The organism is Rhizobium yanglingense (assembly GCF_977109285.1).
This window is the reverse complement of the sequence record NZ_CDSAWY010000005.1, coordinates 100,679-113,225: the sequence shown is the minus strand read 5'-3', so window position 1 is coordinate 113,225 and position 12,547 is coordinate 100,679. Positions and strand designations below refer to the sequence as shown.

Below are 12,547 nucleotides of genomic sequence, written 5' to 3'. Positions count from 1 at the left end.
GCTTCGAACGAGGAGACTTGGCCATAGACGCAGCTTTGAGCCCTAGTTCTGCATCTTGAAGATGCGAGCTATGAAGCGTACTTTCCGACGTCGCCCGCTCTAGGGCGCTGCTCATCATATCTTGAGCCCCGTCCTCTTGCGGGGCTTCTTTTCCCAGTGCGTCACCACACGCATCGCGTGTCAGGACACGCAACATGTCTCGTGTGCCACGCCACGGAAGTCATAGGGGCACTCGCCGCCACATGCTGCTTAGGAGCATGACCGGCGAGGTCTTCGGCTGTATCAGCGTGTCGATATCGCCGTTGCCTTCGATTTCGACGTTTCTCGGGCTGATAAAACGTGGGACCTCACCGAGCCATGCTCCTAAACTCCATTGCCTTTATTAGAATTCAGTAAATGGCGCCGAGAAATAATTCTTCCAGCCCCTCCCGCCATCGAAGCTTGATGGCTTAAAGGATCGGAACAAAACGCCCTAGCGCCCGGCGGCTGCCAGAATACCCGAGCGAGAGGTATGGGCAAATGAGCGACTCCACGGTCAAAAGTGACCTGGAACTGACCGTAACGGATGTCGAGCTCATGCCTTCGCCTTTCACGAGGCATGCGACAAATCGTAGACGTTCCTGATTTCGGTACAAAACTTCACCTATCGCTCAGGCTCGGGCACTCCAATGCTGTAGCCGCGCTGATCCTCAATGCTTGGAACCAAGCGGGCGGTATCTTCGTTTTTCTTTTGGCGTTCAAAGAGAGGAAATCCCCAATGCAGGTCGTTGGAACACAGGTTATCCCCATTGGCGGCGGGAAGGCTGGCTTTATGGTCGAATTTGTCGGCGACGGCGGCGAGGTCGTTTCCGTGCAGTTGAAGAACGACGCTGAACGTTCGCTCAATCGGCAGAATGCTATAGAAAAGGCAAAGGAGCTGATGAGCCAAATCGCGTCTTCCAAGGCCCCGGAGGGCGAAACGATGAGCGTCAGGCTGAGCGCGCGCGCGTCCCACGATCGATTGACCCTCGAAGAGCAGCTTGACGAGGGGCTCGAGGATACGTTTCCGGCCAGCGATCCAGTGTCGGTGACCGGGACGACTATCAAGCACTAAAGGGCAAGCACCAAGGGAATGTCCCGACAATCCAGAAAATCCTGGCGCTAATCGCTTGTTCGGAAAGTGCTGTGTGCGTTTCCCGTTCGGCAGAGTTAAAGAAAGGCGAGCAGCTTGACGGCTGCTCGCCTTTTTTTCCTATGTCATCAGCAACGGAATGCTGACAACCAGGGCGACGAGAATAACGGCGGTCGCGATCCGCAAAAGACGCATGCGCCGTGTACGCTCCCCACTCCAATCATAGGTCATGGCCGGTCTCCTCGCGACAAGGACTTAGCGCCCGGTAAACCGGGTTCAATAGCTATGACGCAACTTGCTTGCGTAAGGCTGATCTAATTTATTTCCTTGAAAAATTAGCGATATAGCGGCTTCAGTCGCCGAAGCGAAGCGCCCAGCGTCGGCCGTTATGGGTCATGCGGATGATGGATAACGGTTCGATATCCGCGAGCCAGAAAGAGGAAAGCGGCGCCTGAAGCACGTTCAGGATCGCAGCGCGGATGAGCGCGGCGTGACTGACGGCGATGACGTGGCCGCCGAGCACCGATTGCGTGTCCATCGATTGGGCTGCCCGCCCTGCGAGCTGCCTGATATTTTCGCCGCCATGCGGGGCCGATTCCGGATCGCTCATCCAGGCGAGCAGATTTTCAGGCTCCTGCATTTGCAGATCGGCGATCGCCATCCCACCCCACCTGCCGTAGTCGCAATCGGCAAGCAGCGGATCGGGAAGAGAGCCGAGCGAGAGCGCTTCTGCAGTCTGGCGCGCGCGCAGCGCCGGGCTCGTCAGGACTCGATCGGCGCGCTGCAGCCCACCGGCAATTGCCCGCGTCTGCGCGACGGCGCTTTCTTCAAGCGGTTCATCGAGTGGAAAGCGACCGTAGCGTCCAGCGCTTGTCGGGCCGTGGCAGATCCAGGTGAGCCGAGTATGCACGTTCCTTCGATCTCCGGAAATGCGATGGGGAGCGAGATCAAGTCTCGTTGACAGTTCTCCGCGCGCAGATATAACGATCATGTTGCGGGTTTGGAAGCCGGTGAAAATCCGGCGCGGTCGCGCCACTGTGACCAGGATGCGAAAGCAGGCTGGAAGTCAGACCCTACCGTACAACGCTCTTTCGACTGAACGCGTCTTCCAGGAGGAAAACATGTCTGACACCGCTCTTCAGCCCATCGCAGCACCTGCGCCGATCCCGGTAGGAGAAATCCTGCCCTGGGCGATCTTCGGGGGCTTGCTGATGATCATCGCCATCTATTTCGTCGGCACGGAAGAGGGTGCCATGGCGCTGTTTTCCGGCGGCTACGTCCACGAATTCGTGCATGACGGCCGCCACCTTCTCGGCTTCCCCTGCCACTAAAGGGACGACAGACATGGTTGGAAATCTTTTGCTCCGTGGCATGCTCGCGGGGGTGATCGCTGGCATCCTGGTTTTTGCCTTTGCCTATACATTCGGTGAGCCGCTGGTCGATCAGGCGATTGCCTTCGAAGAAGCCGCTGCCCAGGCCGCAGGCGAAACCGCTGAACCGGAACTCGTCAGTCGCGCCACACAGGCCGGTCTCGGCCTCTTCACCGGCGTCATGACCTATGCGATTGCGGTTGGCGGCCTCTTTGCTCTTGCCTTCGCCTTCGTTCATGGGCGCTTCAGCCGGCTCGGCGCTCGCGGCACGGCCGCAGTGATCGCGCTTGCCGCCTTTGTTGCGATCGTTCTCGTTCCGGCGATCAAGTACCCCGCCAACCCGCCTGCGGTCGGCAATCCCGATACGATCGGCGTGCGCACCGAGGTGTTCTTCCTAATGATCGTCGTTTCCGTTGCCTCGCTGATTGCCGCAGTGGCGCTGGCGCGCAATCTCTCTGCGCGCTTCGGCATTTGGAATGCGGCGATCCTCGCAGGTGCCGCCTATCTCGTCTTCATCGGCCTGGTTCAGTATCTGCTGCCGCCAATCAACGAGGTGCCGGAAAATTATTCGGCCATGGTGCTCTGGCGTTTTCGCACGGCCTCGCTCGGCATGCATGTCATTCTGTGGGCAGCGCTTGGGATTGTCTTTGGCGTGCTGGCGGAAAGGCGACTGCGTCCGGCATTCCGGTAATCCGGGCTTGTTGCGTTGCCTCGTCGTGGCTCGTCAAAAGAGAACTCCTCATTCCTGTGTGTCACAGCGATGAGGGAAAGCTTGGCAGTGTTGCGGCAATCTCATCATCGAAATTGCGCGAAGCGAGGGCTGGCGAAACTAGGTCTGGCAGCACTTCTTTTTTCCGCCGCCGGAAACGCCTCAGCCCACAGCAGCAGTTCCGCTGGCAGCCATGCCGGCATCCCCATCCCCGAAATTTCGCATGGCGAGATGGCGGTCATCGCCGGCTATCGGAACCGGATCATCGATCTCGCCTCGCAGGCGACCGATACGAACGAGCCGTTCAGGCGCGTGTTGAACTATGCGCAGATCCAGTATTCCTACTGCTTTTGGGGGCGGATGCCCGGCAGCGTCACCGATGAGCGCAGCCCGTTCAACGAATGCGCCCATGCTTATCTGGCGGCGGCCAAGGCGGTACTGATCGCCATGCGCGCCATGCCGCAGGAAGCGGAGGCCGCATCGGCGATCATTGCGGATGCCGATGCCGAGATGGTGCGGCGCGGGCTTTCGCTGATCACCTGCCGTTTCAGCGGCGAGGCATTCCACACGGCCGATATCGTGCGCCCGCGCTGGAGCGAAATCCCGATGCACGCGGCAAGCATGGCGTCGCTATCGGCGCTTGTGGGCATTCTCTTCGGCGTGTACCTCGCGGCCAAGCGCCTGCTTCGCGGTCAGTCGTCCGTATAGCGCTGCTCGCGCCATGGGTCGCCGTACATGTGGTAGCCGTTCTTTTCCCAGAAGCCGGCCTCGTCGGCCGGGATGAGGTCGATGCGGCAAAGCCACTTGGCGCTTTTCCAGAAGTAGAGATGCGGCACGACCAAGCGCATGGGCCCGCCGTGATCGCGCGTCAGCGGCAGGCCCTCCCATGATGTCGCGAGGATCGCATCCTCGGCCGCGAAATCGGAAAGCGGCAGGTTGGTCGTATAGCCGTCATAGCTCGTCAGCATGACGTAATTGGCTTCCGGCTTCGGCATTACGAGATCGAGAAGATCGCGTGTCGAAACGCCTTTCCATTTGTTGTCATAGCGCGACCATGTGGTGACGCAGTGAATGTCGCTGACCTTGGTGCTCTGCTCCTGCGCCTGAAAGGCCGTCCAGGTGAGGTCCAGCGGTGTCTCGACGAGCCCGCGCACTTCCAGACGCCATGTGTCCAGCGAGATGACCGGCTGCTGGCCGAGATCGAGGACGGGCCAGTTCTTGACGAGATGCTGGCCGGGCGGCAGGCGCTCGGTTTCCGGACGGCTGATGCGACCTGTCAGGAACTTGCCTTCGGCGGCCCAGCGGCGCTTCGAAGTGGTGAGTTTGCTGTCGGCGGGGGTTTGCTCGTCGCTCATGCGGGGTGTCCTCATCGCGTTGGCGCAATAGGACATCCGGGCTCAGGGTGAGTCAAGGCAAGGCGCCTCTTGGAAATCCGTTATCCGGTCATTAGACTTGGAGCGTCGGGTATGCCTCCCAGGAGAGGAGGCAGGAAGGGGAGGAGGCGGACCTGTCGTCCAGATACAGGCTGATAGCCGCACTGTTTTCGGTGCCGTTCGTCGTCTTCGCGTTCTTCTATTATGGCGGGGCGGTGGCAACACGCGCCTATATGGGCGAGGCGTCATCGCAGGCGGGGACTGCGCTGCGGCTCGCGGTTTCCGCGCTCAGTGGCCACCTGAACCGCTATGAGGCGCTGCCGGCGCTGATTGCCGATCACGACAACATCAAGGAACTGGTCAGCCGCCCGCAGGACCAGGCGCTGCGCGATGCGGCGAATCTCTATCTCAAGGAAATCAACGGACTTCTGAAATCCTCCGATATCTATGTGATCAAGCCGGATGGCGAGACGATTGCGGCAAGCAATTTCGACCTTCCGGGCAGCTTCGTCGGCGAGAATTTCAGTTATCGCCCCTATTTCCAGGATGCCGTTGCCGGGCGCCAGTCCCGGTTCTACGCACTCGGAACCACCTCGCTGAAACGCGGATATTATTTTGCCTCGCCGATCTATGCAGGCGAGGAAATCCGCGGCGTCATCGTCTTCAAGGTCGATATCGACATGATTGAGGCTTCGTGGAGCGGCGGGGAATACCGCATCTTCGTGTCGGATCCCGAGGGCATCATCTTCATGTCGGGCAAACCGGATTGGCTCTATAACGGCATTCTGCCGCTCACCGCAGACCGCATCGCGCGTACCGGAGCGTCCCGCCGCTATGCGAATGCGAGGCTGACCGCGCTGCCGATCACGCGCAGCCATTTCGACGAGCATGAGTTGATGTCTCTTGTCGAAGAAGGTGTGCAAAAGGAATATCTGGTGCTCTCGCACTATATGCCGGCCGAGGATTGGACCGTGAACGTGCTGATGGACACCGGTTCCATTCGCACGCAAGCGCGCACCGCGCTTGGCGCCGTCTTCCTCATTGTCTGCATCGCCGGGCTGGCGATCGCGATTCTCCGGCAGCGACGGATGCGGCTCAACGAGCGCATGCAACTGCAGGCGGAAGCGCGCAACGAGCTGGAGCGGCGCGTCGAGGAGCGCACGGCCGACCTTGCCCGCGTCAACAGCCGCATCGAAGAGGAGATTGCCGAGCGGCGGCTGACCGAACAACAGCTTCGCCAGACGCAGGCCGATCTCATCCAGGCAGGCAAGCTTGCCGGTCTCGGTCAGATGTCGGCGGCACTGTCCCACGAGTTCAACCAGCCGCTTGCCGCCGCAAAGACCTATACGGACAGCGCGGCCGTGCTCCTGGACCGCGGGCGGACTGCAGAAGCGCAGGACAATATCCAGCGCATCGGCGGGCTTATCGACCGCATGGCTTCCATCAGCAAGCATCTGCGCAACTTCGCGCGCAAGCCGAACGAGAAGCTCGGCCCGGTGCCGCTCGACGAGGCGATCCGCGATACGCTGGAGATCATCGCCTGGCGGCTGAAGGCGGCGGATGCCGACCTGCGGGTCGATCTTGGCATCCGCCCACCCGTCGTCCGCGCCGGGTCCGTTCGCTTGCAGCAGGTGCTGGTCAACGTGATTTCGAACGCGGCCGATGCCGTCGAAGGGATCGAGGACCGGCGGATTGAGGTGACGGCCTCCGAAGAAAATGGCAAGGTGGTGCTGACGGTACGCGATCATGGACCAGGCGTACCGGCGGCGATTGCCGAGCGCATCTTCGATCCCTTTTTCACGACCAAGGGCGTCGGCAAGGGACTGGGGCTCGGGCTTTCGATCTCCTACAACATCATCAAGGATTTCGGCGGCAGCCTGGCGGCCTCCAATCATCCGGAGGGAGGCGCCGTGTTCCGCATCGATCTGCAATCGGCGACGGGCATAATGCCGGAGGCGGCCGAGTGAGCGAACAGAAGATCCTGCTGGTCGACGACGAGGAAGAGCTGCGCCGGTCGACGGCGCAGGCGCTGGAGCTTTCGGGTTTCAACGTCGAGACGTTTTCCCATGCCGACCATGTGCTGGAACTGATCGGCTATAGCTTCGCCGGGGTCGTCGTCAGCGATATCCGCATGCCGGGCACCGACGGCATGACTTTGATGCAGAAGATCCGCGAGATCGATGCGGAAGTGCCTGTCATCCTCGTTACGGGCCATGGCGACGTGCAGCTGGCAGTGAAGGCAATGCGCGAAGGCGCCTATGATTTCATCGAAAAGCCGTTCACGCCCCAGATGCTGGCCGGAGTGATAAGGCGGGCCATGGAACGCCGTAGCCTCGTGCTGGAAAACCGGCTGCTCAAGGCCGTCGCCGGAAAGCGCGACGATATCGAGGCGCGTTTGCCGGGCCGCACGCAGGTAATGGTGGAATTACGCTACCGCATCCGGGCAATCGGGGCGAGCGACGCCGATACGCTGATCGTTGGCGAGACCGGCGCGGGCAAGGAGGTCGTTGCCCGGGCGCTGCATGACATCAGTGCCCGGGCGAGCCGGCCGTTTATCGCGATCAACTGCGCGGCGCTGCCTGCGAACCTCATCGAGAGCGAGCTCTTCGGCCATGAGGCAGGTGCTTTTCCCGGGGCGGTGCGGCCGCGTTACGGCAAGTTCGAGCACGGCCGCGGCGGCACGATCCTGCTCGATGAAATCGGATCGATGCCGTTTGACCTCCAAGCAAAGTTTCTTCGAGTACTGCAGGAGCGGGTCATTTCCCGCCTCGGCTCGAACGAGGTCGTGCCGCTCGACGTGCGCTTTATTGCGACCAGCAAGGTCGATCTCGAAGCCGAAGTCGCGGCGGGACGTTTCCGCGCCGATCTCCTCTACAGGCTGAATGTCGTAACACTGCACGTACCGGCGTTGGCGCAGCGGCGGCCGGACGTCCCGCTGCTGTTCCTCCAGCTCGTCCGCGAGGCAGCGGCACGCTACGGCCGCGACGAGATGGCAGTGCCGCCCGAGGTGATTTCCGACATCGCCCAGCGGGATTGGCCCGGCAATGTGCGCGAATTGCGCAATGCAGCGGACCGCTTCGTGCTCGGCCTCGACGGCGAGCGGCAGCTGGGCGAGGTGAGCGGCCTTGCCGATCGGGTTGCGGAGTTCGAGCGCAGCGTGATCGCCAGCGCCCTTGTTGCACATGGCGGTAGCCTCAAACCGGTCTACGAGTCGCTGCAGATTTCCCGCAAGACATTGTACGAAAAGATGCAGAAATACGGCCTCGACAAGAAGCTGCTCGTTTCCGAGTAAGTTCGATGGGTGGATTTCCACCCATCGCTAAACCCGTTTGTGTCCGAATCGACCCATGCTGCGCTGCACCCATGCGGAATTTGGGCAAAGGGCGCAGCGGGGCTGATTGCCGTAGCCGGTTCGGGGCGTGCTAATGGCCCTATCTCCATTGGCGCGTGGGAAGCGTCGGTGGTATTTTGTTTTCATCAGGGAGGAAAAAGATGAAAATCCTGAAGGCCATGCTTGGCATGACGGCGGCAGTTGCCGTTTCGCTTTTCGCAAACGGCGCATCCGCGCAGACCTATCCAGAGCGCACCATTACCATGGTCGTTCCTTTCTCGGCCGGCGGCCCGACCGATACGGTTGCCCGCCTCGTCGCCGAATCCATGTCGAAGGACCTCGGCCAGCAAATCGTCGTCGAAAATGTCGGCGGTGCGGGCGGTACGCTCGGCGCGGGACGGGTGGCTTCAGCCAGCCCGGATGGCTACACCATCCTGCTGCACCACATCGGCATGGCCACCAGCGCCACGCTTTACCGCAAGCTCGCCTATGACACGCTCGGCGCCTTCGAATATGTCGGTCTTGTCACCGAAGTTCCGATGACGATCGTTGCCCGCAAGGATTTCGAACCGGCCGACCTCAAGAGCCTTATTGAATATGTGAAGGCAAACAAGGACAGCGTGACGGTCGCGAACGCCGGCATCGGCGCAGCCTCGCATCTTTGCGGCATGATGTTCATGAGCGCTATCCAGACGCCGTTGACGACTGTTCCCTACAAGGGCACCGGCCCTGCGATGACCGATCTTCTCGGCGGCCAGGTCGACGTCATGTGCGACCAGACGACCAATACGACGAAGCAGATCAAGGGCGGCACGATCAAGGCTTACGCCGTGACCTCGCCGAAGCGCCTCGACGTCATGAAGGATATCCCGACGGCGGTCGAAGCCGGTCTGCCCGGTTTTGAAGTCGGCATCTGGCACGGCATCTACACACCGAAGGGTACTCCGGCAGAGGTCAACGAACGCCTGTCGAAGTCGCTGCAAGTTGCGCTGAAGGACCAGAACGTCGCGGCTCGCTTTGCAGAACTGGGCACCGCGCCATCGCCGGAGGCCGACGCTACGCCTGCTGCCCTGAAGGCGAAGCTTGAAAGCGAAATCGCCCGCTGGAAGCCGGTGATCGACGCTGCCGGCGAATATGCGGATTGAGGTGTAGTGCCTTTGGTCCCTCACCCTAACCCTCTCCCCACTGGGGGGAGGGATTGTGGCATCATCTCCCCGGCGGGGAGAGCGTGGCGGCAGCCGGATGAGGGAAAACCACTAGCGCTGAGGCAACCATCTCCAACCCACGGAGACACCATGAAATCGGTTAGTTTCGATACCACCAATGTGATCTGCGGCGCGCTGCTTGTCGCGACCGGCGCATTTTTCGCCATCCAATCCTACAGTCTCGACCTGGGGACCACGCTTCGCATGGGGCCGGGCTACTTCCCGCTGCTGCTTTCAGCGGTGCTGATCATTCTCGGCGCGGTCGTCTTTGTTCAAGCGATCCGCGTGCAGGGCGAGCCGATGGGGCCGCTTGCCTGGCGTGGCATGCTGTTCATCCTGCCTGCGCCGATCTTTTTCGGGCTGACGGTTCGGGGGCTGGGATTTGTGCCTTCGATCTTCCTGACCGCTTTCATTGCATGCTTTGCCTCGCATCGGATGACGGTGCTCCATGCGATTTTGCTCTCGGTTCTGCTGACGGCCTTTTCCGTTGGCGTGTTCAGCTACGGCCTCGGATTGCCGTTCGAGCGTTTTGGCCCCTGGGTCCGGTTCTAGGAGGCCGCGATGGAACTTTTCAGCAATCTGGCACTCGGTTTCGCAACGGCAGCAACGCCTGCCAACCTTTTCTTCTGTCTGATCGGCGTTCTGCTCGGTACGCTGATCGGCGTACTGCCCGGCATTGGCGCCACGGCGACAATCGCCATGCTTTTGCCGATCACTTTCCAGCTTGAGCCGGTGTCTTCGCTCATCATGCTCGCCGGCATCTACTACGGCGCGCAGTACGGTGGTTCGACGACGGCGATCCTGATCAACATGCCGGGCGAATCCTCTTCGGCGGTGACGGCCATCGACGGCTACCAAATGGCGCGGCGCGGCAGGGCAGGGCCGGCGCTTGCGATCGCCGCACTCGGTTCCTTCTTCGCCGGAACGGTCTCGACCTTCCTCGTCGCGATCTTCGCGCCGCCGCTGACCGATATCGCCCTGCGCTTCGGTGCTGCGGAATATTTCTCGCTGATGGTCGTCGGCCTGGTGTCGTCGATCGCGCTCGCCCATGGTTCCGTCGTCAAGGCGCTGGCGATGGTCGTGCTCGGGCTGCTGCTTGGCCTCGTCGGAACGGATATCTATACCGGCACCCCTCGCTTCACGCTCGGCATCCGCGAATATGCGGATGGCTTGAATTTCGTGGCACTTGCCGTCGGGGTCTTCGGTATCGCCGAAATTCTGCGCAACCTGGAAGGGGAAAAGACCCGGACGGTGCTGATAGCAAAGGTCACCGGCCTGCTGCCGTCACGCGAAGAATTCAAGGAGATGATCGCGCCGGTGCTTCGCGGCACGGCGATCGGCTCGGCTCTCGGCATCCTGCCGGGCGGAGGTGCGATCCTCGCGTCCTTTGCCTCCTACACTGTTGAAAAGCGCATCTCGAACAAGCCGAAGGAATTCGGCCAGGGTGCCGTTGCCGGCGTCGCGGGCCCGGAGTCGGCGAACAATGCTGGAGCGCAGACCTCCTTCATTCCGCTTCTCACCCTTGGCATTCCGGCCAATCCGGTGATGGCGCTGATGATCGGCGCGATGATCATTCAGGGGATCGTGCCAGGGCCGAACGTTGCGACCGAGCAGCCGGCGCTCTTCTGGGGCATCATCGCCTCGATGTGGATCGGCAATCTGATGCTCGTCGTCCTGAACCTGCCGCTGATCGGGCTCTGGGTGAAGCTGCTGACAGTGCCGTATTACGTGCTCTTCCCGATCATCATGGCCTTCTGCTCGATCGGGGTCTACAGCGTCAATTCCAACGTCTTCGATCTCTATGCCGTCGCCTTCTTCGGCTTTATCGGCTACTTGCTTGCCAAGCTCAGATGCGAGCCGGCACCGCTGCTGCTCGGTTTCGTGCTGGGTCCGCTGCTCGAAGAAAACCTGCGGCGGGCGATGATCCTTTCGCGCGGCGATCCGACGACCTTCGTCACCCGGCCGATCAGCGCGGTCCTTCTTGCGATTGCCGCGGCAGTGCTCATCGTCGTCTTCCTGCCGAGCGTTAAGAAGAAGCGCGAAGAGGTCTTTGTCGAGGAGGGTTGAAGTTCACCGTTCTTTGTTGAACAAAGGATAACCTGACGCGGGCGCCGTTTTGGCGCCCGTTTCGTATGACAGGACATCCAGGCTCATGAACATCCCCTTACGGATCAAGGACGATCTGGCTTTTCTCACATCGCTGCGCCATGACCTGCACGCCCATCCCGAGCTCGGCTTCGAGGAGGAGCGCACGAGCGGCATCGTGGCGGAGCTGCTTGAGGAGGCGGGCATCAAGGTGCATCGCGGACTTGGCGGTACGGGCGTCGTCGGCACGCTGCAGGCCGGCAGCGGCACGAAAGTGATCGGGCTTCGTGCGGATATGGATGCACTGGCGATGCCGGAGATTGCCGAGCGGTCGTACAAATCGACCGTGGCCGGCAAGATGCATGCCTGCGGGCATGACGGTCATACCGCCATGCTGCTCGGCGCGGCACGTCATCTTTCGGCGGTCAAGGGCTTTTCGGGCACCGTGCATTTCATCTTCCAGCCGGCGGAGGAAGGGCGAGGCGGCGCGAGGCGGATGGTGGAAGAGGGGCTCTTCGAGCTCTTTCCCTGCGATGCCGTCTACGGCCTGCACAATATGCCGGGACTTGCCGTCGACGAGATTGCAGTGGTCGAAGGGCCGCAGCTTGCCTCTTCGGATAGCTGGCGCATAACCTTTCGCGGGACGGGCACGCATGGCGCAAAACCGCATCTCGGGCGCGACCCAATCACCGCCGCAGGCACCTTCCTTGCCTCACTGCAGACGATCGTCGGCCGCGTCGTCGATCCGCTGCAGCCCGCCGTCGTTAGCGCCTGTTCGCTGCAGGCGGGTGACCCGAAGGCGCTCAACGTCATCCCGGACACGGTCGAGATCGGCGGGACGGCGCGGGCCTATTGCGCCAACGTGCGCGATCAGCTCGAGGCGGAGATCGGCCGCCTCGCGCAGGGCACGGCGGCGATGTACGGCATTGCCGTGGATTATCAATTCGAGCGGCGCATTCCGCCGGTCGTCAACGATGCCAATGCGACCCAACAGGCCCTGGCTGCTGCACGGGCGGTGTTGGGGGAGAAGGTGCGCACCAGCTTTCCGCCTTCGACGGCCGGCGATGACTTTGCGTTCTTCGCACAGAATGCGCCGGGCTGCTACGTGTGGCTCGGCAATGGCCCTGCCGTCGACGGTGCCCTGCACCATAATACCGCCTATGACTTCAACGATGCGGCGATCGGCTATGGCGTGGCTTATTGGGTGAAGCTGGTGGAGCAGGCGTTGACGTCCGCTGCATGAGAGCTCGCGGCCTCCCCTCATCCGCCTGCCGGAACCTTCTTTCCGATGGGAGAAGGGACTCTCGGCGATGCCCCGACCTTCCACTTCTCCTCAGCGGAGAGACCTTGGCCTGAAGGGTCG

Annotated in this window: 12 protein-coding genes; 10 read left to right on the top strand and 2 right to left on the bottom strand. The window is 61.4% G+C overall.

Features of this window, described 5'->3' with window-relative positions; genetic code table 11:
- The first annotated feature begins 757 nt into the window (after positions 1-757).
- Positions 758-1,093 carry a hypothetical protein gene (locus ACW4PC_RS10230; protein ID WP_455874983.1) on the top strand — a complete coding sequence of 112 codons (336 nt, stop codon included), beginning with the start codon at positions 758-760 and terminating at the stop codon, positions 1,091-1,093.
- 370 nt (positions 1,094-1,463) lie between these two features.
- Here the strand turns inward: ACW4PC_RS10230 and ACW4PC_RS10225 are convergent, their stop codons facing one another.
- A complete protein-coding gene (locus tag ACW4PC_RS10225) occupies positions 1,464-2,021 on the bottom strand; it encodes a histidine phosphatase family protein (protein WP_455873734.1) in 558 nt (185 codons plus the stop codon).
- Positions 2,022-2,232: 211 nt separating this feature from the next.
- On the opposite strand from ACW4PC_RS10225, the gene ACW4PC_RS10220 reads away from it, so the two are divergent.
- The 3 genes from ACW4PC_RS10220 to ACW4PC_RS10210 all read left to right on the top strand — a co-directional run bounded on the left by ACW4PC_RS10220 (position 2,233) and on the right by ACW4PC_RS10210 (position 3,898).
- Positions 2,233-2,442, top strand: a complete 210-nt coding sequence (locus ACW4PC_RS10220) for a CbtB domain-containing protein (RefSeq protein WP_039846959.1) — start codon at positions 2,233-2,235, stop codon at positions 2,440-2,442.
- A 13-nt stretch (positions 2,443-2,455) separates the two neighbouring features.
- Positions 2,456-3,172, top strand: a complete 717-nt coding sequence (locus tag ACW4PC_RS10215; RefSeq protein WP_455873733.1) for a CbtA family protein — start codon at positions 2,456-2,458, stop codon at positions 3,170-3,172.
- 69 nt (positions 3,173-3,241) lie between these two features.
- Entirely contained in the window at positions 3,242-3,898 is a 657-nt protein-coding gene (locus ACW4PC_RS10210; RefSeq protein ID WP_455873732.1) for a hypothetical protein, read from the top strand.
- Here the strand turns inward: ACW4PC_RS10210 and ACW4PC_RS10205 are convergent.
- A complete protein-coding gene (locus tag ACW4PC_RS10205) occupies positions 3,883-4,545 on the bottom strand; it encodes a sulfite oxidase-like oxidoreductase (protein ID WP_455873731.1) in 663 nt (220 codons plus the stop codon). The genes ACW4PC_RS10210 and ACW4PC_RS10205 overlap by 16 nt on opposite strands.
- Before the next feature lie 191 nt (positions 4,546-4,736).
- Here ACW4PC_RS10205 and ACW4PC_RS10200 point away from each other — a divergent pair, with 191 nt between their 5' ends.
- The 6 genes from ACW4PC_RS10200 (at position 4,737) to ACW4PC_RS10175 (ending at position 12,427) form a co-directional block, all read left to right on the top strand.
- The gene (locus ACW4PC_RS10200) at positions 4,737-6,530 is read left to right on the top strand and encodes a sensor histidine kinase (RefSeq protein WP_455873730.1); all 1,794 of its coding nucleotides are present in this window, start codon (positions 4,737-4,739) and stop codon (positions 6,528-6,530) included.
- Positions 6,527-7,855 carry a sigma-54-dependent transcriptional regulator gene (locus tag ACW4PC_RS10195; protein WP_239597118.1) on the top strand — a complete coding sequence of 443 codons (1,329 nt, stop codon included), beginning with the start codon at positions 6,527-6,529 and terminating at the stop codon, positions 7,853-7,855. The genes ACW4PC_RS10200 and ACW4PC_RS10195 overlap by 4 nt, the downstream gene beginning before the upstream one ends.
- Before the next feature lie 200 nt (positions 7,856-8,055).
- Complete coding sequence (locus ACW4PC_RS10190) at positions 8,056-9,039, top strand: tripartite tricarboxylate transporter substrate-binding protein (protein WP_455873729.1); 984 nt, start codon at positions 8,056-8,058, stop codon at positions 9,037-9,039.
- Positions 9,040-9,189: 150 nt separating this feature from the next.
- On the top strand, positions 9,190-9,651 hold the full coding sequence (locus ACW4PC_RS10185; protein ID WP_022715709.1) for a tripartite tricarboxylate transporter TctB family protein: 462 nt from the start codon (positions 9,190-9,192) through the stop codon (positions 9,649-9,651).
- 9 nt (positions 9,652-9,660) lie between these two features.
- Positions 9,661-11,166 (top strand): tripartite tricarboxylate transporter permease, encoded by a 1,506-nt coding sequence (locus ACW4PC_RS10180; protein ID WP_455873728.1) that lies wholly within the window; start codon positions 9,661-9,663, stop codon positions 11,164-11,166.
- An 85-nt stretch (positions 11,167-11,251) separates the two neighbouring features.
- On the top strand, positions 11,252-12,427 hold the full coding sequence (locus tag ACW4PC_RS10175) for a M20 aminoacylase family protein (RefSeq protein WP_455873727.1): 1,176 nt from the start codon (positions 11,252-11,254) through the stop codon (positions 12,425-12,427).
- Positions 12,428-12,547 lie beyond the last annotated feature (120 nt).

Coding starts and splice junctions, on each gene's coding strand:
- ACW4PC_RS10230 (WP_455874983.1), top strand. CDS start 758: ATGCAGGTCGTTGGAACACAGGTTATCCCCATTGGCGGCGGGAAGGCT.
- ACW4PC_RS10185 (WP_022715709.1), top strand. CDS start 9,190: ATGAAATCGGTTAGTTTCGATACCACCAATGTGATCTGCGGCGCGCTG.
- ACW4PC_RS10175 (WP_455873727.1), top strand. CDS start 11,252: ATGAACATCCCCTTACGGATCAAGGACGATCTGGCTTTTCTCACATCG.
- ACW4PC_RS10190 (WP_455873729.1), top strand. CDS start 8,056: ATGAAAATCCTGAAGGCCATGCTTGGCATGACGGCGGCAGTTGCCGTT.
- ACW4PC_RS10205 (WP_455873731.1), bottom strand. CDS start 4,545: ATGAGCGACGAGCAAACCCCCGCCGACAGCAAACTCACCACTTCGAAG.
- ACW4PC_RS10220 (WP_039846959.1), top strand. CDS start 2,233: ATGTCTGACACCGCTCTTCAGCCCATCGCAGCACCTGCGCCGATCCCG.
- ACW4PC_RS10210 (WP_455873732.1), top strand. CDS start 3,242: ATGAGGGAAAGCTTGGCAGTGTTGCGGCAATCTCATCATCGAAATTGC.
- ACW4PC_RS10215 (WP_455873733.1), top strand. CDS start 2,456: ATGGTTGGAAATCTTTTGCTCCGTGGCATGCTCGCGGGGGTGATCGCT.
- ACW4PC_RS10180 (WP_455873728.1), top strand. CDS start 9,661: ATGGAACTTTTCAGCAATCTGGCACTCGGTTTCGCAACGGCAGCAACG.